At 56.9% G+C, this 25,144-nt stretch carries 31 protein-coding genes and 1 pseudogene; 6 read left to right on the top strand and 26 right to left on the bottom strand.

What is annotated here, in order from left to right; all coding sequences use genetic code 11:
• From Q1J88_RS09010 to Q1J88_RS08995, 4 genes are all read right to left on the bottom strand, one after another.
• Positions 1 to 185 (bottom strand): hypothetical protein (locus Q1J88_RS09010; RefSeq protein ID WP_301117305.1); only part of this gene is annotated, 185 nt, incomplete at its 3' end.
• The gene (locus tag Q1J88_RS09005) at positions 182 to 400 is read right to left on the bottom strand and encodes a hypothetical protein (protein ID WP_301117303.1); all 219 of its coding nucleotides are present in this window, start codon (positions 398 to 400) and stop codon (positions 182 to 184) included. The genes Q1J88_RS09010 and Q1J88_RS09005, both read right to left, overlap by 4 nt.
• Positions 401 to 437: 37 nt before the next feature.
• Positions 438 to 1,907 (bottom strand): TolC family outer membrane protein, encoded by a 1,470-nt coding sequence (locus tag Q1J88_RS09000; protein ID WP_301117301.1) that lies wholly within the window; start codon positions 1,905 to 1,907, stop codon positions 438 to 440.
• Between the two features lie 526 nt (positions 1,908 to 2,433).
• Positions 2,434 to 3,195: an Asp/Glu racemase gene (locus Q1J88_RS08995; protein WP_301117299.1), complete on the bottom strand. Its 762-nt coding sequence runs from the start codon at positions 3,193 to 3,195 to the stop codon at positions 2,434 to 2,436.
• 103 nt (positions 3,196 to 3,298) lie between these two features.
• On the opposite strand from Q1J88_RS08995, the gene Q1J88_RS08990 reads away from it, so the two are divergent.
• The 5 genes from Q1J88_RS08990 (at position 3,299) to Q1J88_RS08970 (ending at position 8,224) form a co-directional block, all read left to right on the top strand.
• Positions 3,299 to 4,186, top strand: a complete 888-nt coding sequence (locus tag Q1J88_RS08990) for a LysR substrate-binding domain-containing protein (RefSeq protein WP_301117298.1) — start codon at positions 3,299 to 3,301, stop codon at positions 4,184 to 4,186.
• Positions 4,187 to 4,313: 127 nt separating this feature from the next.
• Positions 4,314 to 5,435 carry a cupin domain-containing protein gene (locus Q1J88_RS08985; protein WP_301117297.1) on the top strand — a complete coding sequence of 374 codons (1,122 nt, stop codon included), beginning with the start codon at positions 4,314 to 4,316 and terminating at the stop codon, positions 5,433 to 5,435.
• A 93-nt stretch (positions 5,436 to 5,528) separates the two neighbouring features.
• Complete coding sequence (locus Q1J88_RS08980) at positions 5,529 to 6,440, top strand: fumarylacetoacetate hydrolase family protein (protein WP_301117296.1); 912 nt, start codon at positions 5,529 to 5,531, stop codon at positions 6,438 to 6,440.
• A gap of 27 nt (positions 6,441 to 6,467) precedes the next feature.
• The gene (locus Q1J88_RS08975; RefSeq protein WP_301117295.1) at positions 6,468 to 7,508 is read left to right on the top strand and encodes a carbon-nitrogen hydrolase family protein; all 1,041 of its coding nucleotides are present in this window, start codon (positions 6,468 to 6,470) and stop codon (positions 7,506 to 7,508) included.
• Complete coding sequence (locus Q1J88_RS08970) at positions 7,505 to 8,224, top strand: FCD domain-containing protein (protein WP_301117294.1); 720 nt, start codon at positions 7,505 to 7,507, stop codon at positions 8,222 to 8,224. Before Q1J88_RS08975 ends, Q1J88_RS08970 begins: the two co-directional genes overlap by 4 nt.
• A 104-nt stretch (positions 8,225 to 8,328) precedes the next feature.
• On the opposite strand, the gene Q1J88_RS08965 is transcribed toward Q1J88_RS08970, so the two are convergent.
• The 19 genes from Q1J88_RS08965 to rplC all read right to left on the bottom strand — a co-directional run bounded on the left by Q1J88_RS08965 (position 8,329) and on the right by rplC (position 21,972).
• Entirely contained in the window at positions 8,329 to 9,024 is a 696-nt protein-coding gene (locus Q1J88_RS08965; RefSeq protein WP_301117293.1) for an ABC transporter ATP-binding protein, read from the bottom strand.
• Between the two features lie 2 nt (positions 9,025 to 9,026).
• Positions 9,027 to 9,818, bottom strand: a complete 792-nt coding sequence (locus Q1J88_RS08960; RefSeq protein WP_301117292.1) for an ABC transporter ATP-binding protein — start codon at positions 9,816 to 9,818, stop codon at positions 9,027 to 9,029.
• Positions 9,811 to 10,779 carry a branched-chain amino acid ABC transporter permease gene (locus Q1J88_RS08955; RefSeq protein ID WP_301117291.1) on the bottom strand — a complete coding sequence of 323 codons (969 nt, stop codon included), beginning with the start codon at positions 10,777 to 10,779 and terminating at the stop codon, positions 9,811 to 9,813. Before Q1J88_RS08955 ends, Q1J88_RS08960 begins: the two co-directional genes overlap by 8 nt.
• Positions 10,780 to 10,783: 4 nt before the next feature.
• On the bottom strand, positions 10,784 to 11,698 hold the full coding sequence (locus Q1J88_RS08950; protein ID WP_301117290.1) for a branched-chain amino acid ABC transporter permease: 915 nt from the start codon (positions 11,696 to 11,698) through the stop codon (positions 10,784 to 10,786).
• Between the two features lie 68 nt (positions 11,699 to 11,766).
• Positions 11,767 to 12,942, bottom strand: coding sequence for an ABC transporter substrate-binding protein (locus tag Q1J88_RS08945; protein WP_301117289.1), 1,176 nt, complete (start codon positions 12,940 to 12,942; stop codon positions 11,767 to 11,769).
• Positions 12,943 to 13,282: 340 nt separating this feature from the next.
• Complete coding sequence (maiA, locus tag Q1J88_RS08940; RefSeq protein ID WP_301117288.1) at positions 13,283 to 13,921, bottom strand: maleylacetoacetate isomerase; 639 nt, start codon at positions 13,919 to 13,921, stop codon at positions 13,283 to 13,285.
• Between the two features lie 2 nt (positions 13,922 to 13,923).
• Positions 13,924 to 14,622 carry a fumarylacetoacetate hydrolase family protein gene (locus Q1J88_RS08935; RefSeq protein WP_301117287.1) on the bottom strand — a complete coding sequence of 233 codons (699 nt, stop codon included), beginning with the start codon at positions 14,620 to 14,622 and terminating at the stop codon, positions 13,924 to 13,926.
• 230 nt (positions 14,623 to 14,852) lie between these two features.
• The gene (locus Q1J88_RS08930) at positions 14,853 to 15,797 is read right to left on the bottom strand and encodes a hydroxymethylglutaryl-CoA lyase (RefSeq protein WP_301117286.1); all 945 of its coding nucleotides are present in this window, start codon (positions 15,795 to 15,797) and stop codon (positions 14,853 to 14,855) included.
• Positions 15,794 to 17,005 (bottom strand): CoA transferase, encoded by a 1,212-nt coding sequence (locus Q1J88_RS08925; protein ID WP_301117285.1) that lies wholly within the window; start codon positions 17,003 to 17,005, stop codon positions 15,794 to 15,796. Before Q1J88_RS08925 ends, Q1J88_RS08930 begins: the two co-directional genes overlap by 4 nt.
• 216 nt (positions 17,006 to 17,221) lie before the next feature.
• On the bottom strand, positions 17,222 to 17,503 hold the full coding sequence (rpsQ, locus tag Q1J88_RS08920) for a 30S ribosomal protein S17 (protein ID WP_301117284.1): 282 nt from the start codon (positions 17,501 to 17,503) through the stop codon (positions 17,222 to 17,224).
• A gap of 1 nt (position 17,504) precedes the next feature.
• On the bottom strand, positions 17,505 to 17,696 hold the full coding sequence (gene rpmC, locus Q1J88_RS08915) for a 50S ribosomal protein L29 (protein WP_301117283.1): 192 nt from the start codon (positions 17,694 to 17,696) through the stop codon (positions 17,505 to 17,507).
• Between the two features lie 9 nt (positions 17,697 to 17,705).
• Positions 17,706 to 18,122, bottom strand: coding sequence for a 50S ribosomal protein L16 (gene rplP / locus Q1J88_RS08910; protein ID WP_301117282.1), 417 nt, complete (start codon positions 18,120 to 18,122; stop codon positions 17,706 to 17,708).
• Between the two features lie 2 nt (positions 18,123 to 18,124).
• Complete coding sequence (rpsC, locus tag Q1J88_RS08905; protein WP_301117281.1) at positions 18,125 to 18,910, bottom strand: 30S ribosomal protein S3; 786 nt, start codon at positions 18,908 to 18,910, stop codon at positions 18,125 to 18,127.
• Positions 18,911 to 18,919: 9 nt separating this feature from the next.
• Positions 18,920 to 19,249, bottom strand: a complete 330-nt coding sequence (gene rplV / locus Q1J88_RS08900) for a 50S ribosomal protein L22 (RefSeq protein ID WP_301117280.1) — start codon at positions 19,247 to 19,249, stop codon at positions 18,920 to 18,922.
• 3 nt (positions 19,250 to 19,252) lie between these two features.
• Complete coding sequence (rpsS, locus tag Q1J88_RS08895; protein ID WP_301117279.1) at positions 19,253 to 19,528, bottom strand: 30S ribosomal protein S19; 276 nt, start codon at positions 19,526 to 19,528, stop codon at positions 19,253 to 19,255.
• A gap of 12 nt (positions 19,529 to 19,540) precedes the next feature.
• A complete protein-coding gene (rplB, locus tag Q1J88_RS08890; protein WP_301117278.1) occupies positions 19,541 to 20,368 on the bottom strand; it encodes a 50S ribosomal protein L2 in 828 nt (275 codons plus the stop codon).
• On the bottom strand, positions 20,369 to 20,665 hold the full coding sequence (gene rplW, locus Q1J88_RS08885) for a 50S ribosomal protein L23 (RefSeq protein ID WP_301117277.1): 297 nt from the start codon (positions 20,663 to 20,665) through the stop codon (positions 20,369 to 20,371).
• Complete coding sequence (gene rplD, locus Q1J88_RS08880) at positions 20,662 to 21,282, bottom strand: 50S ribosomal protein L4 (protein WP_301117276.1); 621 nt, start codon at positions 21,280 to 21,282, stop codon at positions 20,662 to 20,664. The genes rplW and rplD overlap by 4 nt, the downstream gene beginning before the upstream one ends.
• Positions 21,283 to 21,285: 3 nt before the next feature.
• The gene (gene rplC, locus Q1J88_RS08875) at positions 21,286 to 21,972 is read right to left on the bottom strand and encodes a 50S ribosomal protein L3 (RefSeq protein ID WP_301117275.1); all 687 of its coding nucleotides are present in this window, start codon (positions 21,970 to 21,972) and stop codon (positions 21,286 to 21,288) included.
• A 378-nt stretch (positions 21,973 to 22,350) separates the two neighbouring features.
• Here rplC and guaD point away from each other — a divergent pair, with 378 nt between their 5' ends.
• Entirely contained in the window at positions 22,351 to 23,712 is a 1,362-nt protein-coding gene (guaD, locus tag Q1J88_RS08870) for a guanine deaminase (RefSeq protein WP_301117274.1), read from the top strand.
• A 49-nt stretch (positions 23,713 to 23,761) separates the two neighbouring features.
• Here guaD and Q1J88_RS08865 read toward each other — a convergent pair whose 3' ends face one another.
• The 3 genes and pseudogenes from Q1J88_RS08865 to Q1J88_RS08855 all read right to left on the bottom strand — a co-directional run.
• Positions 23,762 to 24,526 carry a sulfite exporter TauE/SafE family protein gene (locus Q1J88_RS08865; protein WP_301117273.1) on the bottom strand — a complete coding sequence of 255 codons (765 nt, stop codon included), beginning with the start codon at positions 24,524 to 24,526 and terminating at the stop codon, positions 23,762 to 23,764.
• 107 nt (positions 24,527 to 24,633) lie between these two features.
• Positions 24,634 to 24,945: a 30S ribosomal protein S10 gene (gene rpsJ, locus Q1J88_RS08860; protein ID WP_301117272.1), complete on the bottom strand. Its 312-nt coding sequence runs from the start codon at positions 24,943 to 24,945 to the stop codon at positions 24,634 to 24,636.
• A gap of 59 nt (positions 24,946 to 25,004) precedes the next feature.
• Positions 25,005 to 25,144 (bottom strand): annotated as a pseudogene (locus Q1J88_RS08855) (elongation factor Tu); the annotation flags it as partial.

Here is a 25,144-nt window from a genome sequence, read left to right as displayed (position 1 = left end):
TCAATAGGCAGGCCGGCAATCAACGATTGACCCGTATGAGGACGGCCATGCAGACGCGTCAACGCCACCAGGCACGACAGCAGGGGATCGTCATGCGTCAGATGTGGAGGAATCGTATTGGTGAGCCGGTCGGTCGCGGTATGTGTCGCCCCGGTTTGGGCATGCTTGGCGTTGCTTTGGGTCATATCACATCCGAATCGTCGATGAGATCGAGAGAATCGCGCAAGCGTGCCCGCGCGTCCTTTCGGCGATTCAATTTAGCCAGGGCTTCGGGCGGCAGATCGGTGACCCGCAGCGTGCCGTTAGCAAAAAGGGCATCAATAAGATCTTCGAGGACCCGGATGAAGTCGGCATCCAGCTCGGATAACTCGATTTTTTGCAGAGGACGTTTTTTCTCCAAGGTTTTTCGCCTTACCGTGTTTTAAGCAACAGCAACATTACTGTTCCGCCGAGGCGGCGTCTACCGAAGTAATCACTGGGGGTAACATCCCGTCGCGATACTGCAGTTGCACGGGTTGCAAATTTTGGGTGTCCGGGGCCGGAGTCAGGCATATCTGCAGCAATTCATCCGGAAAAACCAGCTTCTTGGCCTCATCCGGCTGCTGTTCATAGGGCTGTCTCAATCCCAGGGCGGGAAGTATCTGATGAGACTTCGCCAGCCAGCGGTATTCGGCAATACGAAGGTCGTGAGTGGCATTGTTCAGACTGCGCTTGGCATCGAAGAGCTCGTTTTCTGTATTGAGCACATCCAGAAGCGAACGCTCGCCAATGTCGAACTGCTGCTGGTATGCCAGCCGTACTTTTTCGGTGGCTGTCTGGTGTGCCACCAAGAAGGGCATTTGTTGACGCAGGACCTGGACGCGGTTCCAGATCACAGACAAGTCCTGCTGCAAATTTCGGCATGTATGGTCGCGAACGTCGCGAGCAGCATAAGACTGGGCCTTCGTTTGACGAATTCGGGCGCTGTCGGCTCCGCCGCGATACAGGTTATATGACATCACCACCTGCACGCTTGAATTCTGGATATTGCGATAGGCATCCCCGGGCAGGTTGGTGTCACGCCCCGTTGATGCACGAAGTTCAAGCCGGGGCAGATCGTTTCCCTTCGCGGCCTCGACACCATGTTCCGACGCCTGAAACAGGGCTTGTTTCGCCAGAACGCCAGGATTGCTGCGTAGCGAGCTCTCGAAATTCTTGGGATCTTTGGGCAGGGCCATGCCTAAGCTGACAGGCTCGAGCATGGTTTGCGGCGGGGGGCTTCCAATCAAGCGGCGATATCGCTGTGAAACGTCGTTGAGGTTGTTCGTTTCGGTCATCAGATTGGCCTGAGCCAACGCCAAGCGACCACTGGCCTGCTCATAATCGACGCCCCTGCCTACGCCCGAATCGAGCCGCTGCTTGATTTGGTCCAGCGTTTCGACGTGCACATCGTAGTTTTCACGCGCAAGACGCTCCATCTCGCGGTACCGGATGACATCGATGTAGGCTTCGGCCGCCTCGAGGGCGACTGAGTCGACTGCAGCAAGCAATTCGTAATACCCGGCGAGTTTCTCGAGCCCCATCTGGCGGGTAAGATTAAGTGTCGCGAGGCCATCAAACAGCAACTGCCTCAACTGCAGCCCGTAACCGTTACGCGTCCAATTTGAACTCGACACTGCAGCGTTACCGCCGCTCCATTGGCGTCCGGTCCAGCCTTCAACACTCAGCTGGGGCAGCAGGGCGCCGCGCTGCACGTTCTGGCCTTCCAGCGAAGACACAAAATCATTGAATTGCGCCCGAATCTGCGGGCTGTTCAAGACAGCGGCCTCTACTGCCTCGTTGATTGTGATCGGCTGCGCGTGCGCGACCCTCGGCAGAATCAGCACTCCGATAACCAGCACACTGCTAAGCACGTTTCGTATCAGCAAACCAAAGGTTCTCCTCAAGGTAAAGCGAGGATCGCAACATCCAGGAACGGCAACGCGCACACCTCCCCACGCACAACAATACGCACGGCGATGAAGACTGACTATGTGAAACGCGAAGACGTGCAAAGCCCCGCCACCTGTAGCTGGTTATCAGCTATGCAACGGGATACTTTGTTTAGATATGTGAGTATCTGGCAAGGCGGAGCTACGGGCTTCTGGCACCGTATTCTTGGAGCATAACCTTGCGTCTTAATGCGGTTTGCCTGGCAGATGAACCCTTGCCGGTGTGGCCAACAAGCTACTTGAACACCTTGGCAAACTATGCATGATTATAACAATATGAATCTTTTTATTGTAGGAAATGACTTTTAAGATTCGTTAAGAGCGGCCGCTGCCGTGTACTTTCCACAACAATAGAGCTGGATGCCGCCCCGGCCAATCGCCTACGGTTTGCAGACGAGCGCTGTAAGCTCCGATATTTTACAGAATGTAAAAACGGGCCCAGAGGGGCCCGTTGTGCTGCGCGTTAATAGCGACCAGAAAGCAGGCTTCCTGCATTCGGTACTTCTGTTTGCAGGCCCAGACGCTTGAGCATCTGGTGAACTGTGCCGATAGCGGCAGTTGTTACCGGCATGCCAAGCTGATTCTCGACCTGTTGTACAGACTGGAACGAGGGCATTTGCACACAAGCCGACAATACCACGGCATCTACCCCGCTGGTATTCAGACGCTTGACGTGCTCGGCCGGAGCCAGCGGATCTTGGCGACCCACCTCGAGGTTGTCAGGAATCTCGAGCGACAACGCGTCGTGCACTTCGATTCCCTCGTTCTCGATATAGTCTACGACCAGCTTGGTCAGGGGCTTCATGTACGGGGTCAGGATTGACACTTTCTTGGCACCCATGGCGTGCAGCCCTTCGACCAGCGCGCCCGCGCTGGACACGACCGGAGCAGCGCCATTATTGTCGACAGTTACCTGGTGCAGACGCTTCTCAGACTCCCGGTGATATCCGAGTCCCATGCTCATGATCGCGACCAGACATGCATAGCCCAGCACATCTACGCGAGCGTCGGACAGCTCGAGCGCGCAGCGATCCGAGTCGGCGTCCATAGCCTTGAGCTCTTCGGCCGTCACTTTCTTCATGCGCATACGGCTCGAATGAAACGTAAAACGCTCTTCAAACTTGCTTTCGCGGCTGCGCAGCATCAGGGGAATTTCGGTTTCCATCGTTGTGTTGGAACTGGGAACGATCTGACCGATTCGGAACGAACGTGCTGTTGTGCTCATAATCTTTACCTGGAAAGGAACTTTGGACAGTAACCGGATTATCTTCGGCTATTTTGCAAGGCAGGTCCAATATAAAAATCGTCTCGTACGCTATATTTCGGCTATGGAACTACGCCAGCTCCGCTACTTTACGACATTGGCCGAGGAATTGAATTTCACTCGGGCGGCCGAGCGTCTGCATATTTCGCAGCCGCCGCTTAGCGCCCAGATTGCTCAGCTGGAAAACGAACTGGGCGTGAAACTTTTCCATCGTACCAGCCGCAAGGTCGAACTTACCGAAGCCGGCGCTGCATTTTTGCGCGATGTCCGCATCATCCAGAATCGCCTGAAGGAGGCGACCCACCGGGTGCGGCAGATCGACGCAGGCCTTGCCGGCCGCCTGGAAATTGGCTTGTCAGGGTCGCATTTTCTGGGCCCGCTTCCGGGTCTGATTGCCAAACTGGCCCGGTCTCATCCTGACATCCGGGTCATCTTGAACGAAATGGCGCCCAATGATCAGCTGGAGGCTCTGCGAGAACATCGTATCGACCTGAGCATTTCCAGGCAATTCATCGAAGACGACCTGCTCTGCAGCCGCAAATTGTGGAATGACCCCCTGCTGGTTGCGCTGCCACCCGGCCACCCCCTGACTTCACGTTCGCAGTTGCGGCTGAACGAACTGAAAAACGAGCGATTCGTGATGTTACGGCGAGAAACCTCGACCTTTGCGGAGCGCATATTCCTGGCATGTGCGGCACACGGATTCTCGCCCAGCGTAGAGCAGACAGTCAGCGAGGTGCCTGCGCAACTGAGCCTTGTCGCTGCAGGGGTAGGCATCGCTCTGGTGCCGACGTCGACCAAAAGCTTCAAACCCCATGACCTCACCTTCAGAAGCCTGGATGAGCCCGGGCTGGAAGCCAGTGTCCACGCTGTCATGCGAAAGGACAATAAAAAAGCGGTGCTCAAAACCTTCGTGGAAGGCCTGACCAGCCAAACGCAAAACCTGAAGTAAACGAGCCACCCTGTGGATCTCTGAGGCGGCGACGGCTCCATGCTTGTAATTATGGTGATTATTATCTAATATTATCGAAAAACACCGCGATTTTATAAAATCATTCACCTCGAAGAGACAGGCTGCTATGAAAATTGTCCCTCGCACCAATTACCGGGAAGACGTGGTCGGACGCGCCAACGTCGAAGACACCCCTGAACTGCTCGCCTACTACGAAGAGCTCGAAACCCTGAAGACCGGCGCGCTCTGGACCGTGGCGAACAAGATCGAGCCCTGGTTCCCGCAGTCGTCTTCGGTTCCTGTCTTATGGCGTTACCGCGACCTGCGCGATCACGTCCTGCGCTCCATCGATCTGGTATCGCCCGAAAAAGCCGGCCGCCGGGTCGTTTATCTGAATAATCCCGGCCGCCAGGATGTGGCGGCGGCGGTAGGCTGGTTGTATTCAGGCCTGCAGGCAATGAACCCGGGCGAGCTTGCCTCGGCCCATGCACATTCCGCCAGCGCCCTGCGTTTCATTATGGAAGGCAAGGGTGCATTCACCATCGTCGACGGCCACAAAATGACACTCGGCGCCAACGATTTCGTTCTTACGCCTAACGGCACATGGCACGAGCATGGCGTAAGTGAAGACGGCGAACCCTGTATCTGGCAAGATGGCCTGGACATTCCGCTGGTCAATGCCCTCGAAGCCAACTTCTACGCCGTTCACCCCGATCTGAACCAGGCCGTCACCTACCCTGTCGATGACAGCACGGCCACCTGGTCAGGCACCGGCCTGATGCCCGGCGACGACAAATGGCAGCATGGCTACTCTCCGCTGCTCAAATATGAATGGGCCCCAACATACGAAGCCCTGTGCAAGTATGCGCGAGTCACCGACGGTTCTCCGTTCGATGGCGTCCTGATGAATTACATCAATCCCAAGACAGGCGGCCCCGTCATGCAGACCATTGGCGCCAGCATGCAGATGCTGCGCCCTGGCGAACACACCAAGGCACACCGCCATACCGGCAGCTTCATTTATCAGGTCGCCAAGGGCAAAGGGTTCTCGATCATCAACGGGGAACGCTTCGACTGGCAAGAACGCGACATTTTCTGCGTACCGTCCTGGGCATTCCACGAGCACGGCAACTCCAGCCAGTCCGAGGACGCCTGCCTGTTCAGCTTCAACGACCTGCCGGTCATGAAAGCACTGGGTCTTTATCGCGAAGAAGCCCTGAAAGAAAACGACGGCCATCAGGCTGTTTAAGTACGTGGGCGCACGCCCTGGGGCGAGCGTCTGTTCAATTCACACCCTACTTTTGTATTGGGCGAATACGCCCCGCACCACAAGGAAATCTTCATGCGTCTCGTCACATATCGCCGCAATGTCCTGGAAAGCGCCCGTCTCGGCGCACTCGTCGACAACATGGTTGTAGATGTCGAATATCTGGGCATGGTTGCAGGAATCGACCTGCCGAACGACATGCTCGACTTCATCGATCTTGGTCCCTCGGCGGTCGCCACCACAACCGAATTGCTCAATGAGCATAAAGAAAGCTGGCCCGTCGGCGTTGCGCAGCCCCTTCAGAACGTAAAGCTGCTTGCACCCATTCCCCGCCCGCGCAAGAACATCTTCGGCATCGGCCTTAATTACGTCGAGCACGTCGAAGAGTCGAGCCGCTCGCTGGATACCTCGCCCGATCTGCCAAAGCAGCCTGTCGTTTTCACCAAGCCGCCAACCACAGTTGTGGGTCCTGGTGACGCAATCGAGCACAACGCAAAGATCACGCAACAACTCGACTGGGAGGTTGAGCTTGCCGCCATCATCGGCACTCGCGCCACCCGTATCGAAGAGAAAGACGCGCTTTCTTACGTGTTTGGCTACAGCCTGATGCTCGACATGAGCGCACGCGACAATCGTCGTGCCGGCCAGTGGGTCTACTCCAAAGGTATGGACACCTACGCTCCATTTGGCCCCTGCATTGTTACCGCCGACGAAATCCCCGACCCCCAGAATCTGGATCTGTGGCTCAAGGTAAACGGCGAGATCAAACAGCAGTCCAACACTCGTTACATGCTGTTCAACGTGGCTCATCTGGTCGCCGACATCAGCGCAGGCATCACGCTTGAGCCGGGCGACATCATCGCCACCGGTACGCCTTCCGGTGTCGGCGCAGGCCGCACGCCTCAAGAATGGGTCTGGCCCGGCGACGTTATTGAATCGTACGTCGAAGGAATCGGCACCATGCGTAACCCGGTCGTTGCCGTCTAGATCGGCATCCAGTTTTAAGAGGAAACTATGCTAAAGCTGCCCGTCGTCAAAGTCGCCGCGGTCCAGGCCGCGCCCGTGTTCCTGGATACCAATGCCACAGTGGAAAAGGTCTGCGCACTTATCGAAGAAGCGGCCGGGCAAGGCGCCCAGCTGATCGCCTTCCCGGAAGTGTTCGTCGCAGGCTATCCCTACTGGAACTGGATCATGAATCCGGTCGACGGCAGCCCATGGTTCGACAAACTCTGCCGTAGCGCAATTGAAATCCCGGGTCCCGAGATCCAGCGTATCGCCCAGGCCGCCGGCCGCCACGGTGTGCATGTGGTGGTGGGCGTCAACGAGCGCAGCCCCACCGGCATCAGCACCCTGTACAACACTCTGGTCTTCATCGGACCAGACGGGAAGCTGCTGGGCCGGCATCGCAAGCTCGTCCCCACCTGGGCAGAAAAGCTCACCTGGGCCAACGGCGACGGCAGCTCGCTACGCGTGTACGACACCGCCATCGGCCGCCTCGGCGGTCTGGCTTGCGGCGAAAATACCAATACACTGGCCCGCTTCAGCCTGCTCGCGCAGGGCGAACTGCTTCACGTGGCCAGCTATATTTCGCTGCCTGTTGCGCCCCCCGACTACGATATGGCCGAGGCCATCAAGGTGCGTGCCATGGCACACTGCTTCGAAGGCAAGGTGTTCACGGTTGTTTCCTGCTCGACCATTTCAGATGAGATCATTGCGGCTTTCGCCGAATCCCATCCCGAAGCCGAGAGCATGCTACGCCGCAAGAACAGCGCGTTCTCGGGCGTAATCGGACCGGACGGCAGACTGGTGGGCGAACCCCTGATCGATGACGAAGGCATCGTCTATGCCGATGTCGATCTTTCACGTTGCATTCAGCCGCGACAGATGCACGACATCACCGGACACTACAACCGCTTCGACATCTTCGATCTGCGGGTCAATCGTCAGCCTCAGCAACCGGTGCAGTTCTCTGACAGTCTCCGAGGCCCGAACCTGGATTTCGAAGAAGAATCAGAATTGTCCACAAGCCCGAGTGAATCCACGAATAGATCATGAACGCGCCCTTGCGGGAACCCTCTGCGATGGATAAGCCCCCGACGCTAGCAGAACAGGCGTACTTAGGCCTCAAGCGTGACATCCTATCCGGCGAATTGGCGCCCGGGTTGGCGCTACGCCTGGAGTTCCTGAAGAGTCGCTATCAGCTCAGCTTCACACCTTTGCGCGAGGCCCTCAATCGCCTCCAGAGCGAACGTCTGGTGGAATCGATTGCATTAAAGGGCTTCCGCGTTACTCCGCTATCTCTGAAAGAAATGCAAGATTCGATGAGCGTACGCACGCTCATCGATTGCGAAGCACTGCGTCGCTCGATTGACCGGGCAACTGACGATTGGGAAACCAACATTGTCGCGGCACTACACGCCCTGGATCTGGCTACGAGGCGCAATGAGTCATCTGCCAGGACCTCGTATGAAGAAGTAGAAAAGCGGCACCTGGCCTTGCATCGTGCTCTGATAGCAGCCTGCGATTCCCGATGGTTGCTCGAGCTGTCGTCTACCTTGTATATCCAGACCGAACGCTACCGGCGTCCCATGCTGAAGACGTCTGTACGCCGAGAAAGCAGCCGGGACGTATCCAAAGAACACCACGAAATCGTAGACGCCACCGTTAAGCGCAATGCAGACCTGGCTGTCGCCCTGTTAACAGAACACTACAACCGCACTACCGACCTCATAGCAAGGTCCCTGGCACAAAGCGAAAGCTCCACCATTTGATCTGAACCGAAAATAGAAAGGCTGCTTCCGTAAAGCAGCCTTTTTGCGCTTTAGATCGCGGCGCGGCACCATCGTGCCGTGCCGTGCCGCCCGAGGATAATTGACTAAACCCCCAGATACTGCGTCACCAGTTCAGGCCGCTCTTGCAGTTCTTGCGAGCTGCCATTCCAGACGATGCGACCTTTTTCAATGATGTGGTGACGATCGACCAGGTGATGCATTTCCTTTAGGTTCTTGTCGATCAACAAGATGGTCTGGCCCTCAGCCTTGAGCCTGTTAAGACACGCCCAGATCTCTTGACGAATCACTGGCGCCAGACCCTCGGTTGCCTCATCAAGGATCAGCAAGCGCGGATTGGTCAGAAGCGCTCGACCAATCGCCAGCATCTGTTGTTCTCCACCCGACAACGTACGTGCCGACTGGTTGCTGCGCTCTTTCAGGCGGGGAAAGAGCTCGTATACAGCGTCGAGTGTCCAGCTTCCGTTGTAGTCGTTGCGCGAAGTGGCAACCAGATTCTCGTACACGGACAAGGACGGGAACACGCGTCGCCCTTCGGGCACCAGCCCGAAACCGAGCTTGGAAATACGGTGCGGGCGCAACCCGCTGATGACCTGACCGTCGAACGTCACCTTGCCACCCATAATGGGCAGCATGCCCATCAATGTGCGTACCGTGGTGGTCTTGCCCATGCCGTTTCGACCCAGCAAGGACACCACCTGATGTGATTCGATGGAAAAATCTACGCCAAACAGCACTTGCGCTGCGCCGTAGCCCGATTGCAGGTTTTCTGCTTGCAGCATATCTATTCTTCCCTTCCCAGATAAGCATCGCGCACATCGTTATTGACGCGCACTTCGTCGGGCGTACCAGTAAAGATGGGCTTGCCATACACAAGCACAGTGATGCGATCGGCCAGCGCGAAGACAATATCCATGTCGTGCTCGACCAGCAAGATGGCATACTGCCCCTTCAGGCCAAGCAGGATGTCCTTCATGCGCTGGGATTCTTCGGCGCCAAGCCCGGCCATGGGTTCGTCCAGCAAAAGTACCGAGGCGTTCAACGACAGCGCGATTGCCAGCTCTAACTGACGCTTCTCGCCGTGCGCAAGTTCCGACACGCGCAGATGCCCACGGTCGGCCAGGCCCACCTGTTGCAATGCGCGACGCGCCGGCTCACGCAGATCGGCCTGCTTTCGGGCATCGCTCAGCATGTTGAAGCGCTTGTTCGACTGGGCCTGGACCGCCATTGCCACGTTGTCTTCTGCGGTGAAATCGTTGTAAAGCTGGCTGATCTGGAATGAACGCGCCAGCCCGACCGATGCACGCTTGTGCGCAGGTATTCGGGTGATATCGGCGCCATCAAGCAAGATTTGCCCGGCATCCGGCATCAGCTCGCCGCTGATCTGGGAAATAAGCGTAGTTTTTCCGGCTCCGTTGGGGCCAATCAACGCGTGAATTTCGCCGGGGCGAACCTGCAGATTGACGTCATTCGTGGCCACAAGTGCCCCAAACGTCTTGCGCAGGCCGCGGATCTCGAGCTTGGGCGCGGTTGCCGTGGCGTTGTGAGGGCGAACGTCTTGAATCACTTCAGTCATGGCTGTTTCTCCCTGCCAACCAGCCAAACAGGCCGCGCTTACTGAACAAAACCACCAGAATCAGCACCGGGCCCAGGAACAGCATCCAGTTTTCGGTCCAGGCAGTTAAAGCCTGCTCCAATCCCAGGTACACGGCCGCACCCAGTATGGAGCCGTAAATGGTTCCCATCCCGCCCAACACGATCATGGCCATCAGGGTGCCTGACTTGAGCCACGAAGCCATGTCAGGGCTGACATACAGCGCATAGTTGGCCCACAAGGCACCGGCCAGACCCGCGCCCGCGGCCGAAATGACAAACGCCGTCAGTTTGTAGCGCATCGGGGCATATCCCAGATTGACGTTACGGCGCTCGTTCTGCTGAAAACCTCGCAGCACCATGCCGAACGGCGAGTTGACGATGCGCCGGCACAGCAACACCCAAAGCATCATCAAGGCCAGACACACGTAATAGAAAATGGATGGGTCGTCCATGTTCAGGCCCGGAACCAGGTTGCGTGATGTCACCGACATGCCGTCATCCCCGCCATACGTCACCAGGCCTACCAGCACGAAGTAAAGCATCTGGGCAAAGGCCAGGGTGATCATGATGAACTGGACCCCGCTGGTACGAAGGGACAGGAAGCCCATGACGAGTCCGGTGATGGCGGCAGACAACATGGCAAGCGGCCACAAGACCAGTGCAGACTCAGAGCCTGCCCAGCCGAAGATGGTTTCGCCCATGCCCATGTGGTACGCGACGATACCCACGACGTAACCACCCAGGCCGAAGAAGGCGGCATGGCCGAAACTGACCATGGCGCCGTAACCCAGGATGAGGTCCAGGCTGATGGCCGCCAGTGCGTAGATCACGAACTGGGTGCCCATGTTGATGAGGAAGCTGTTATTAAGGCCGGCCGCTATGAACGGCAACAGCAACAGCACAGCGAATATCAAAAAAATGACGATTTTTTTGCGGTTCATGGGATTACCTTTGCGCCGGGATCAAACCCCGCGGCTTCACCAGCAGGACGATAGCCATCAGGATGTAAATACTTGCCGATACCAGGCTCGAACTTACCGAGGCACTGTATTCAGGCGGAAGCACTTGTGACATCCAGATCGGGATATAGGCACGGCCGAAGGAGTCGGTCATTCCGACCAGAATCGATCCAAGCAGTGCACCACGCACAGATCCAACGCCCCCGACAACAATCACCACGAACGTCGTGATCAGGACCTTTTCGCCCATGCCGATCTCGACTGCCAGCAACGGCGCTGCCATGACACCGGCAAAGCCGCACAGCAAGGCACCCAGCGTAAAGACCAACATGAACAGTCGACGAATGTTGATACCCAGGGCATCAACGATTTCAGCATCGTCGGCACCCGCGCGAACCAGCATGCCGACGCGAGTGCGTGAGATCAGGAACCACAGCCCAAGGGCGACAAGCACGCCGGCACCGATAAACGCCAAACGCATCAGCGGATAACTGAAGCCTGGTGCCAATGTAACAGCGCCCTGAAGCAAGGGAGGAATGGCGACAAATGGTGGGCTGCGACCGAAGACAAGAGTCACGAGCGCGTTGGTGAAGAAAATTACACCCAACGTGGCAAGTACCTGATCGAGGTGGTCACGGTGATAGAGCCGGCTGATAATCAGGCGCTCGACGATGAACCCGTAAATGCCGGCTCCGACGATCGAGGCAAGAATCGCCACCGTGAATGAACCCGTGATGGCCACGGCCGAGGCCGCGCAGAAGGCGCCCACCATGTAGAAGGCACCGTGCGCCAGGTTCACGACATTCATGATGCCGAAGATCAGCGTCAGCCCTGCCGACAGCAGGAAGAGCAAGGCGCTGTATTGCAGGCCGTTCATGGCCTGTTCCAGGAACAAATACATGGGAGCAACCCGTATGTTTTAGCGCGCCCCCACCCGAAGGCCGGGGCACGGTTTTCAGGCAGACCGACCTATTTCATCTCACATTCAGCGACATAAGGGTCGGCATAGTTCTCGGCGATGGTGCGAACAGCCTTGTAATCGAGCTTGCCATCACTGTTGCGCTCGACACGAACCAGTTGCCAATCCTGGATTGGATAGTGGTTGGTGTTGAAGGCAAAGTTGCCACGGACACTTTCGAAATCAGCTTTGCGAAGAGCTTCGCGGAAGGCATCCGGATTGCTCTTGAAATCGCCGTTTACGGCCTTGAGCGCCGAACCAATGAGACGAGCCGTGTCATACGAAGTGGCCGCATACACCGTCGGACGGCGATTGTATTCTTTTTCGAATGCAGCTACAAAATTTTTGCTGGCTTCGTTGTCTTGCTGGCTGGTCCACTGAGTGGTCAGGTAATAGCCCTCGCCTGCATCACCCGAGGCGGCCAACATACGATCGTCCATCGAATACAAGGGGGTAACCATTTTGATGGATTTGTTCAAGCCGGAGTTCGCAAACTGCTTGGCGAAGTTGATGCCGGCACCGCCGGGCAGGAACTCGAACACCGCGTCAGGTTGCAGCGAGCGAATACGGGCCAGCTCAACTGAAAAGTCGGACTGATCCAGCTTGGTGTAGATTTCGGCAAGAATTTCGCCTTCGTAACGGCGCTTGAAACCCGCCAATGCGTCGCGACCTGCCTGATATGCAGGCGCCATGATCACGATTTTCTTGACGCCGAGCTGGTTTGCTGCGATGGCGGCTGTTTCGCTGTAGTTGTCGTTCTGCATGGCAACCGAGAAGAAGTTCGGGTGGCATGCCTTGCCGGCAAAGTTGGATGGGCCCGCGTTCAGGCTGACAAAGAAGCCGTCTTCTTCTTTAACAACCGAAGGCACGACCGCTACCAGGACGTTTGAAAAGTTGATGCCGGTAAACAGGCGGACGCCGTCCTGCAGCATTTTTTCAGCAGACTGCTTGCCGGTCGCCGGCTTCAGGCCATCATCCTCGACAATGAGGTTGACGGGAACGCCACCAAGCTTGCCGCCTTCTTCCTTGATGGCCAGCAGGAAAGCGTCGCGCTGGTCTTCGCCGATATAGCCGGCAGGGGTAGAAAGCGTGCCGATAAAACCAATGTCGACAGTTTCCTGGGCGTACGCCAATGTGGCAGACGCAGCCAAGGCAAACGTGGCGGCTAGTTTACTGATGTGTTTCATTAAGAGGCCTCCTGAGCAGCTTCGTTTCTATCGATTATTACGTCGGGGGTCTTGCAACAGCCCCGTCTAACCCAACAGCGGGGTGTTGATTCTCAATGCAACATGAATCCGCGATGCGAGTTATTTTATAAAATAATATTGTTTTTCGATAATATAGTATATGTTGCAACGAAAAACAATCATATATAGCTAACAAACCGGGCTCATCATCCACTTTGCGCCTCGATAGCGCAATGACATTCGTCAAAGTCGCAAAACTTTATTTAACCCCTTGTGCAGGCGCGGGCAGTATGTAACCGCTATAAAAAAGGCGAGAGTCCCGCTCTCGCCTTGGCACTGTTCAGGCCTGGTAGTCCGGCTGATTGGCCGGAGCCGCTTGCTGAAATGCTTCCAAAGTATTGCAATGCTCGTAAACCGCCATCACGCGCGGATACGCACCCAGATTGCAACCCATCCGGGCAGCATTCGCCACTTGCGGAACGAGACAACAATCTGCCAGCGATACCTGACCGCCGACACAGAACTTATCCGAATTGGTCCGTTCGAGCATTTTCTCGAGCGACTGGAACCCCTCTGCGACCCAGTGGTGATACCACCCGTTTTTCGCTTCGTCGCTGACCCCCAGCGTAGTAACCAGATAGCGCAGTACTCTCAGGTTGTTAAGGGGGTGCATGTCGCAGGCGATGAGGTTTGAAATCTCGAGAACCCGGGCACGCTGCTTGAGATCCTGTGGAATAAGCCGCGGCTCGGGGTACTTGGCGTCAAGGTAATCGATAATTGCCAATGACTGCCCAAGCTCGAAGCCGTCGTCATCCAGAAGTGGCACGCTTGCCCCGGGGTTGCGTGCCACGTACTCGGGCTTTTTATGGTCGAGCACTCGAATGTTGACGGGAACGAAATCGAAATCCAGTTTCTTGAGCGCCAACGCGATCCGCACCCGGTAGGACGTCGAGCTATTGAAGAAACTATGAAGTTCCATGTTTACACCACTTTGACGGATAGCGGAGCCAGCCCTTCAACCGAGCCGACCATGTGATCGCCTGCGACAACCGGGCCAACGCCTTCGGGGGTACCAGTGTAAATCAGGTCGCCGGGTTCAAGGCGGAAAAAACGTGACAGGTAGCTGATGGTTTCAGCAACCGACCAGATCAGATTGTCGATGCTGCTGCTTTGCTTGGTTTCACCATTTACTTCGAGCTTGATGGCCGCTTTTTCCAGGTGTCCGACCTGCTCGGCGCGGTAAATCGGGCCGATGGGAGCGCTGGCGTCGAACGCTTTGCCGATTTCCCAGGGACGTCCCATTTCGCGCATTTTCATCTGGAGATCGCGACGTGTCATGTCCAGGCCGACGGCATAGCCCCAGACATGGCTCAAGGCGTCGTCAAGAGCAATGTTGGACCCGCCTTTTCCAATGGCAGCCACCAATTCGATTTCATAGTGATAGTTGCTGGTTTCGGCGGGATACGGCAGCTCGAGAGTCTGGCCTTCGGCAACCGGAACAACCGCATCGGCAGGCTTGCAGAAAAAGAATGGCGGTTCGCGGTCGGGGTCAAACCCCATTTCGCGCGCGTGAGCAGCGTAGTTGCGTCCGACACAATAAACGCGACGCACCGGAAAGGTATCGGAGCTGCCATGCACGGGAACGGAGATGATTTCGGGCGGATTTACGACGTGTGACATGTTTGATCTCTGAAAAATGAAAAACAATAACCCGGAAGCTGGCGCTACAAAGCCACCCACTACAGCTGCGCGCTGACACAACTCCATGGGCCGCAAAGGCAGCCGGGCGACTACTAACCGTGAACAAACCTTAAGCCTGCTGCCAAAAAGCAGGCGCAAAACGAAGCATAACGCATCTGTGCCTCACAGATTTTACGTTGGCTGGCAGCAATCAAAAACTTTTGCCCGAGTCAGGCGCCATCAGGCAGAGGCCAGCGTCGCGTATAGGGCCCGGCCTTCATGACCTGTCCCGGAACATCATGACCGACAATATCGGGCAATGTACGGGCAAGCTCAAGGAGCATTGCCAGATCCACCCCGGTGTCGTACCCCATGGCATCCACCATATGGACCAGGTCTTCGGTGCATACGTTTCCGCTGGCACCAGGCGCAAACGGGCATCCCCCCAGGCCACCCAAGGATGCGTCAAAGCGGTCGATACCCGCAGAAAGAGCGGCGAGCACATTGGCCAGACCCATTCCACGAGTGTTGTGAAAGTGAGCTGCTACCGTAAGAGCGGGCCAGCGCTTCAGTACGCTTGAACATAATTGGTACACCTGCGCGGGATTGGCCATACCGGTGGTATCGCAGAGCGTCACGGCTTCAAACCCCATGTCGACCAGACGCTGGACGATATGCAGGACCTGCCCGGCGGGCACCTGGCCGTCGAACGGACAGCCGAACGCCGTGGACAGTGAGGCGTTAAGGGCGGCCTGGCCGTTTACCTCCTGTACGATACGTTCGAATTCTCGCAGCGATTGCTCGCGCGTCATGCGCAAGTTTGCGCGACTGTGGCCTTCGCTGGCTGACATGAACACATTGATCTCGTCGGCACCACAAGACAATGCTCTTTCACAACCGCGAACGTTGGGGACCAAGGCAGCGTATACCACCCCCGGCACGCGCTGGATGCGGCTCATGACCGCTTCCGCGTCGGCCAGATTGGGTATGGCCTTGGGCGAGGTGAAGGAGGTTACCTCGATCTTGGCCAGACCTGTTCGGCTCAACGCATCAATAAGCGCAACTTTCTGATCGGTCGGTACAAACGTCGGTTCAATCTGGAAACCGTCGCGCACTGAAACTTCTTGAATATACAGACGCTTCCCCTGGGTCGCTTCAGGTTCAAAAATGGTCATGCCAGCCCCGCTTCGCGAAGTCTTTGATATTGATCGGGCGTAATGCCAATGGACTCAAGAATTTCTTGGGTGTGTTCGCCAAGTTTGGGCCCAACCCAGCGCGTCCGGCCCGGGGTAGCGCTGAGTTTTGGCACAATGCCGGGCAGGCAGATTTCAGTTCCGTCCGGCAAAGCCTCTTTTTGCAGCATTTCGCGGGCATGGTAATGCGCGTCGTTCATGATGTCTTCGGCGGTATAGATGCGCCCACACGGTACCGACGCTGCGTTAAGGGTGTCAAGGACGGTAGTCAGATCATGCTTGGCCGTCCAGTCGCCAATGACCTTATCCAGCATCTCGGCCTGCTTCGCCCGGCCGTCGTTGTGTGCCAGGGCTGGATCTTCGGCCAGATCAGGCCGGCCAATTGCCGTCATGAGCCTGCGGAAAATGCCGTCGCCATTTCCTGCCACCGCCACGTAATGCCCATCCTTGCAGGAGTACGTATTGGAAGGCGTGATTCCCGGCAGGGCAGAGCCGCTGCGCTCTCGTATGAATCCATTGTAGGCGTATTCGGGAATAAGGCTTTCCATTACGGCGAATACCGCTTCGTACAAGGCCACATCGATATATTGGCCTTTGCCGCCATTTACCTTCAGATGATACATGGCCATAAGCGCGCCAACCGTGCCATATAGCGATGCCAGGGTATCGCCCAGGCTCACGCCAGTTCTGACCGGCGCGCGGTCCGGGTAGCCAGTGACATAGCGCAACCCGCCCATGCACTCGGCAATGGCGGCGAAGCCGGGGCGCTGGCTGGCGGGCCCGGTCTGCCCGTAACCCGAAATGCGTACCATGATCAGGTTCGGGTTGATGGCCGACAACTGCTCCCAGCCTATACCCCATTTCTCGAGGGTACCGGGGCGGAAGTTTTCGACAACAATATCTGCCTCAGCTGCCAGCTTGCGAACTATCTCTTGTCCCTGACTCGATTTCAAGTCAAGCGTTACCGACTTCTTGTTACGACTTTGGGTGTACCACCAAAGGGAGGTGTCCTTGTGCAATTTGCGCCATTTGCGCAAGGGATCGCCAACACCAGGTGGCTCGACCTTGATGACATCAGCACCAAATTGCGCCAGCAGCGCACAGGCATAAGGTCCGGCAATCAAGGAACCCAGTTCGAGCACCTTTACGCCGGCCAACGGCATGTCGGCATTGGAAGACTTGTCTTGCATGTTTTCCCTCGTTTTCAATCCCATTATCATCGCCCCAACCGACCGGCACGTAAAGTCAGCCGCCGTCCCGCCTATACGGCGCCCGGCACGGCGTGAAACCCGGCGTCACTCGCAAACGCAAAAAATCCCCACGAGCCCTAGGCTCTGGGGATTCCTTGCATTCTGACTATTGTTAAATGCCGGGGCGACTGCTTGAGCCCACGGGCAGAAACAAAATCAGATGACGCGGGCGGCTTCGATCAGGCGAACCACCGTCCACGACTTGTCGCGGCTGATGGGACGACCTTCTGCGATCTCGACCGTATCGCCTTCGTTGTACTGGTTGGTTTCATCATGCGCTTTATAGCGATTGGAGCGAATGATGATCTTGCCATACACAGGATGCTTGACACGACGCTCGACGCGAACGACGACGGTCTTGTCCATCTTGTTGCTGACAACCTTGCCGACCAGAGTACGTTGGCGCTTGGCTGTTTGTGTTGTTTGAGTTTCGGTCATTTTACTTTCCTGCCTTCTCAGTCAAAAGGGTGCGGACACGCGCGATGTCGCGACGTACCTTGCCCAGTTGGCTGGTGTTGGACAGTTGCTGCGTGGCATGCTGCATGCGCAGGCCGAATTGGGCCTTCAGCAGGCTCTCGAGCTCGGTCTGGAGCTCGGCGGCATCTTTAGTACGGAGTTCGCTGGCTTTCATGTGATCTCCTTAAGCGCCAATATGCCGCGACACGAAGGTCGTGGAAATGGGCAGCTTGGCGGCGGCCAGACGGAATGCTTCGCGCGCAAGTTCTTCGCTAACGCCTTCCATTTCGTAAATGACCTTGCCGGGTTGAATTTCCGCGACCCAGAACTCGGGATTACCTTTACCGTTACCCATACGAACTTCGGCAGGTTTCTGCGAAATGGGCTTATCGGGGAATACTCGAATCCAGATACGGCCGCCCCGTTTGATGTGACGGTTGATCGCACGACGCGCAGCTTCGATCTGGCGAGCGGTAAGGCGGCCACGACCGGTCGCCTTCAAGCCGTACTCACCAAACGACACTTGCGCACCGCGAGTCGCCAGGCCGGTGTTACGGCCTTTGTGCTCTTTGCGATACTTTCTGCGTGAGGGTTGCAACATGGTTATTCTCCTTCGGCTGGCGCCGCTGCGGCGTCAGGCTTGCGGGGTCCGCGGCCACGACCACCTGCCGGGCGACGTCCTTCGGGACGATCACCGCGGGGGCGACGCGAGCGACGCTCTTCGTCACGAGGAGCGGCTGCCTCGGGGGGCATTTCGCCGTTGGGCAACATGTCGCCCTTGTAGACCCACACTTTGATGCCGATGATGCCGTATGTCGTTTGGGCTTCGGACGTACCGTAATCGATATTGGCACGCAGGGTGTGCAGTGGCACACGACCTTCGCGATACCATTCGGTACGAGCGATTTCGATGCCGTTCAGACGGCCCGAGCTCATGATCTTGATGCCCTGAGCACCCAAACGCATGGCGTTCTGCATGGCGCGCTTCATGGCACGGCGGAACTGGATGCGCTTTTCGAGCTGCTGAGCGATGGAATCGGCCACCAGCTGGGCGTCGGTTTCAGGCTTGCGGATCTCTTCGATGTTGACGTGCACGGGCACGCCCATCAGACGCTGCAGATCGGCCTTGAGGTTTTCGATATCCTCGCCACGCTTGCCGATCACGACGCCCGGACGAGCCGAGTAAACGGTGATGCGAGCATTCTTGGCAGGACGCTCGATAACAACGCGGCCAACCGAAGCGCTTTTGAGCTTCTTCTTGAGGTATTCGCGAACGCGAATATCTTCGGCCAGCATGCCACCGAACGCTTTATCGTCGGCGTACCAGCGCGAGCTCCAGTTGCGGTTTACCGCGAGACGGAACCCAATCGGGTGTACTTTCTGTCCCATTGTGACTCCTTACGCGCCGACTTTGACCACAATGTGGCAAGTCTGCTTCTCGATACGGTTACCGCGGCCTTTTGCACGGGCGGAAAAGCGCTTCATCGACTGGGCCTTGTCCACGTAAATAGTGGTGACCTTCAGTTCGTCGATGTCGGCGCCGTCGTTGTGCTCGGCGTTGGCGATCGCGGACTCAAGAGCCTTTTTGACGATGCCCGCGGCTTTCTTAGGTGTGAACGTCAGGATGTTCAGCGCTTGTGCGACGGGTTTGCCGCGGATCATGTCCGCGACCAGACGCGTCTTCTGGGCCGAAATGTGGACGCCACGAATAATGGCTGTAGTTTCCATCACTTACCTCCTGGCCTTTTTGTCCGCTGCGTGACCCTTGAACGTACGGGTGAGCGCGAACTCGCCGAGCTTGTGACCGACCATGTTCTCGTTGATGTAAACGGGAACATGCTGGCGGCCGTTATGCACAGCAATGGTAAGCCCAATGAACTCGGGCAGGATGGTTGAACGACGCGACCAGGTCTTGATCGGCCGCTTATCTTTGCCTTCGACGGCTGCATCGACCTTTTTGATCAGATGCGCATCGACGAATGGGCCTTTTTTAATCGAACGTGACATATGGTTCGCCCCTTACTTGCGCTTGCGACGCGAGACAATCATGTTGTCCGTGCGCTTGTTACGACGAGTTCTGTAGCCCTTCGTCGGAGTGCCCCATGGGCTCACCGGCTCACGGCCCTCGCCAGTACGGCCTTCGCCGCCACCATGCGGGTGATCGACCGGGTTCATGGCAACACCACGCACCGTCGGACGGACACCGCGCCAGCGCATCGCACCGGCCTTACCGATTTGACGCAAGCTGTTTTCTTCGTTGCCGACTTCGCCAATGGTGGCGCGGCAGTCGATGTGTACGCGACGGACTTCACCGGAACGCAGACGCACTTGGGCGTAAACGCCTTCGCGAGCCAGCAGGACGGCAGACGCACCAGCCGAACGGGCCAGTTGCGCGCCCTTGCCGGGAAGCATTTCGATGCAGTGAATGGTTGCACCGATGGGGATGTTACGGATGGGCAGCGTATTGCCGGTACGGATAGGAGCATCCTTGCCCGAAAGCAGGGTTGCGCCAACCTCAAGACCGCGCGGAGCGATGATGTAGCGACGTTCACCGTCGGCATAGCAAACCAGTGCAATGTGCGCAGTGCGGTTGGGGTCGTATTCGAGGCGCTCAACCTTGGCAGGGATGCCATCCTTGTTGCGACGGAAATCGACCAGGCGATAGTGCTGCTTGTGACCACCGCCACGATGGCGCACGGTAATGTGGCCATTGTTGTTGCGGCCCGAGCTGCGGGATTTCTTTTCGAGCAGAGCTGCGAATGGTGCGCCCTTGTGCAGATCAGGCGATACCACCTTGATCATTCCGCGGCGACCAGCCGAGGTCGGCTTGACTTTTACGAGTGCCATTTAGTTCACCTCTGTAAAGTCGAGTTCCTGACCGTCTTTAAGCGAGACATAAGCCTTGCGCTCGTTACGGCGGCTACCCATGAAACGGCCAAAGCGCTTTTGCTTGCCCTTGCGGTTCAAGACCTGAACCGACTCGACCTCTACTTTGAACAGGAGTTCGACGGCTGCCTTGATTTCAGGCTTGGTGGCATCGGCCACAACACGAAAAGCGATTTGCTGATTTTTTTCGGCGACAAACGTGGCTTTTTCAGTGACCACGGGCGCCAAGATAACTTGCATTAAGCGTTCGGCTTTCATCCCAACATCTCCTCGAGTTGAGCGATTGCCGGCTTGGTGATCAGCACTTTCTTGTAGTGGATCAGCGAAAGCGGATCGGCATAACGCGGTTCAACCACGGCAACGTGAGGCAGGTTGCGCGTAGCGAGATAGACGTTCTCGTCCAGCGCGTCGGTGATGATCAGCACCGAGTCCAGACCCATGCCCTTGAGCTTGGCTGCAGCCTGCTTGGTCTTGGGCGAGTCGAGTTCGAAGCTGTCCACGACGGCGATACGGTCTTCGCGAGCCAACTGAGACAGAATCGCGCGGATACCTGCGCGGTACATCTTCTTGTTGACCTTGTGCGTGAAGTTTTCGTCGGGCGAGTTCGGGAACGCGCGACCGCCTCCACGCCACAGTGGCGAGGAAGTCATACCAGCACGTGCACGGCCGGTACCTTTTTGGCGCCAGGGCTTTTTGGTGCTGTGCTTGACGGTAGCACGGTCTTTCTGGGCACGGGTGCCGCTGCGGGCGTTAGCCTGGAAGGCCACGACAACTTGGTGCACCAGCGCTTCGTTGAAGTCACGACCGAATACGGTGTCGGGCGCGGCAACGGTGGACGAGGATTGACCCTGGTCGTTCAGGAGCTTGAGTTCCATCTTTTAGGCTCCTTTCTTGGGCGACTTGACGGCGGGACGCACGATGATGTCGGCATTTTTGTGGCCAGGGACGGCACCCTTGACCAGCAACAGGCCGCGCTCGGCGTCGACACGCACGATGTCGAGATTCTGTACGGTACGGGTAACGCTACCCAGATGACCGGCCATTTTCTTGCCGGGGAACACGCGACCGGGATCCTGGGCCATACCAATCGAGCCAGGGACACGGTGCGAGATCGAGTTACCGTGCGAATTGCGCTGACCAGCAAAGTGGTGGCGCTTGATCGTGCCTGCGAAACCTTTACCAATGGTGGTGCCGGTTACGTCAACTTTCTGGCCGGCTTCGAAAATGCTTTCGACGGACAGAACGGCACCAGCCGAAAGTTCGGCGGCTTGAGCGGGATCGAGACGGAACTCTTTGAGGATGCTGCCAGCTTCAACGCCTGCTTTGGCGAAGTGACCGGCCTGCGGCTTGGTGACGCGCGATGCACGGCGCGTACCATATGCTACTTGCACTGCTGCATAACCATCGACTTCTGGCGACTTGACCTGGGTAACACGGTTGTTCGACACGTCCAGTACGGTTACCGGGATGGACTCGCCTTCCTCGGTAAAAATACGGGTCATGCCAACCTTGCGTCCCACGAGTCCCAGCCGGTGTGCGGCAGGCGTAGGTGTCGGGTTCGACATCGTTTTCTCCATTCCCGACTACGATTGGTCGGGGCTAATTAAACTGCGAGCATTGTCGCCAAGTACGACAAACAACCACTCGCAAGGGTTTGCAAGGTTCGCTTATAAAGAACATAGGCCCAACTGCTGGTTGGCCCGTAGTTGGTAAGCCCATAATTAAAGCGCCTGCTAATCTTGAATTGACCCTTTTCGGTCAAGCGTAGCACTTTAGCATATTTTGCGCACGCAAGGCAAATTTGAGTGGCCCATCGGCGCATGATCGTAGCTCCTGTCCAACGCATTCCTTCTCGTGGCGGCGCTTAAATATGTATCATTACAGCGCTGTGCCAGTAGAGTTTCGCAACCATGTGCGGATATCCCGCCCTTCGGAGCCTGTATATGCTGCCCACCCACGATCGCACTGCCACCGTCGCCCTGCGCGGCTCCACCGTACACTTCGATGCCGACCCGTTCGTGTTTGGCGACGACGCTCTACGGTATGAATCCGACAGCCTGATCATTCTTGAGGGCGGCAAGATCCGGGCGGTTGGCAGTTATGCATCGCTTAGGGATCAGATACCTTCCGAGGCTATCAGGCACTACCCGAATTCGCTGATTCTGCCCGGCTTCATCGACACCCACGTTCATTACCCCCAGACCCAGATGATCGGGGCCTACGGGGCACAGCTGATCGACTGGCTGAACGAGTACACCTTCGTAAGTGAACAGCAATTTGCAGATCCTGACCATGCAAGTGCTGTTTCGAGGCTCTTTCTGAATGAGTGCCTCCGGGTCGGCACCACGACTGCCATGGTTTACTGTACGGTGCACCCGGAATCGGTGGATGCCTTCTTCGAAGCCGCCCACGATCTCGACATGCGGATGATTGCCGGCAAGGTGCTCATGGACCGGAACGCCCCGGCCGAACTGCGTGATACTGCGCAGGGCGGATACGACGACTCACGGGTGCTGATGGATAAATGGCATGGCAAGAACCGGCTGCTGTACGCGGTCACGCCCCGCTTCGCACCAACAAGCACCCCTGAACAGCTTGAGGCAGCATCCGCACTTTGGAAGCTTCGCCCCGATGCATATATGCAGACGCATTTGTCCGAAAACCTGGCCGAACTCGACTGGGTCGCCCAGCTGTTTCCTGAGCGCAAGGATTACTTTGACGTCTACGAACACTACGGCCTGGCGGGGCCAAGGGCAGTGTTCGGGCATTCCATCCATTTATCCGAGCGCGAATGGCAGCGACTGGCCGAAACCGATTCCTCCATCGCTCATTGCCCGACATCGAACGGGTTCTTGGGCAGTGGCCTTTTCAATTTCCAGCGGGCCAAGCAAGCGGTAGCACCCGCGAGCCCGGTACGTACCGGCATGGCGACTGACGTGGGGGCCGGTACCTCGCTGTCGATGCTGCAAACCATGGGCCAGGCCTACAAAATAGGTCAATTGGGCGGCTATTCGCTTTCAGCCGCCAAGGCCTTGTATCTGGCGACGAAAGGTGCGGCTCACGCCCTGCATCTCGAGGACAAGATCGGTTCTATCGAAGCAGGAATGGAGGCTGACCTTGTGGTGCTCGACCTTAAATCCACGCCGCTTATCGATTTTCGGATGAAATACTGTAACGACATCCACGAAGCGTTATTTATTCAAATGACACTTGCTGACGACCGGGCCACCCAGGCAGTATATGTAAATGGCCGGCAGGCCTACGCGGGCCAAGCGCAAGACGCAAACGTCCATGCCATGTCCTGACTCACCATTTTTTAAGCCGCCGGTACGCAAACGGCCTGACCCACCGCTACTAGCCCAGTACCTGTGACCAGCCATCCCACAATAGCTTCAGGCCGGCGCAAAACAAAAACACGTACATCAACCGATTGAACAACACCGCGTTGACTCGCTCATGCATCCACACACCGAGCTTTACCCCGATGATGGCGGCAGGAGCAAGGAGCAAGGACGTTCCCAGATTTTCGGCACTGAGCTGACCCAACATGCCATAAGGAATGAGCTTGAAATAATTGACGCCGGCAAAATAAATGGTGACGGTGCCAACGAAAATGCTTTTATCCAGCTTCTTGGGCAGAAGATAGACCATCAGTGGCGGACCACCAGCGTGAGCTACAAAACTGGTGTAACCCGACATCCCGGACCACAGCCAGCAGGCGGGGCCGTCGGGAAGCGAGATATTGAGCTTGATCCTCCCGCCCAGCCAATAGCGCAAAGAGAACACCAATGCGATGGTGCCGATCAGAATTTCGAGAAACGACTCGCTCACGTACCGGAAGGTGAGGGCGCCAATGATGATGCCAACCATGGCCGGCGGCAGTAGCCTGACCATCAATGAGCGATCCCAGCGGCGCAGCCAGGCTTTGACACCGGTGACGTCCATCACGCATAGAATCGGGAGCATGATTCCCGCTGCCTGTATGGGCGAGGTCACCAAGGCCAGCAACGGCACGGCCACGATACCCAGCCCGCCGGCAAAGCCGCCTTTACCGATACCCACCACCAACACCGCCGGAACGGCTATCAGGTAAAACAGCGGGTCAGTAATAAATGTCACGGGCAAAGCCTCATCTCAAGATACAACAAAGCCCTCCGCAAGGAGGGCTTTGCAAACCGATGCTGGGCCGGTAAGGCGCAAGCGCCGGTTGTCATTACTTCCAATGACTACTGCAGCGCGATTTCAACATCGACGCCGGCAGGCAAATCCAGACGCATCAGTGCGTCGACGGTTTTGTCGGTAGGGTCGACGATGTCCATAAGACGCTGGTGCGTACGCATTTCGAATTGATCACGCGCCGTCTTGTTGACGTGGGGCGAGCTCAACACGTCGTAACGACGGATACGAGTGGGAAGCGGCACAGGACCGCGAACCACCGCACCAGTACGCTTGGCGGTATCGACAATCTCGGCTGCCGACTGATCGATCAGCTTGTAGTCGAACGCTTTCAAACGGATGCGGATTTTCTGGTTTTTCATGGTGTTTCCTAAAGAACGAATCTGGCGGGAAGAATTCTTCCCGCCCAAGTGTGCAAGGCTTACTTGATGATTTTAGCCACCACGCCTGCGCCCACGGTACGGCCGCCTTCGCGAATGGCAAAGCGCAGACCTTCTTCCATGGCGATCGGAGCGATCAGCTTCACTTCCATCGACACGTTGTCGCCCGGCAGAACCATTT

The organism is Pusillimonas sp., from assembly GCF_029263785.1.
GTDB lineage: Bacteria > Pseudomonadota > Gammaproteobacteria > Burkholderiales > Burkholderiaceae_B > Pusillimonas.
Note: the sequence above shows the minus strand (reverse complement) of the source record. Positions and strands in the feature narration are given on the sequence as shown.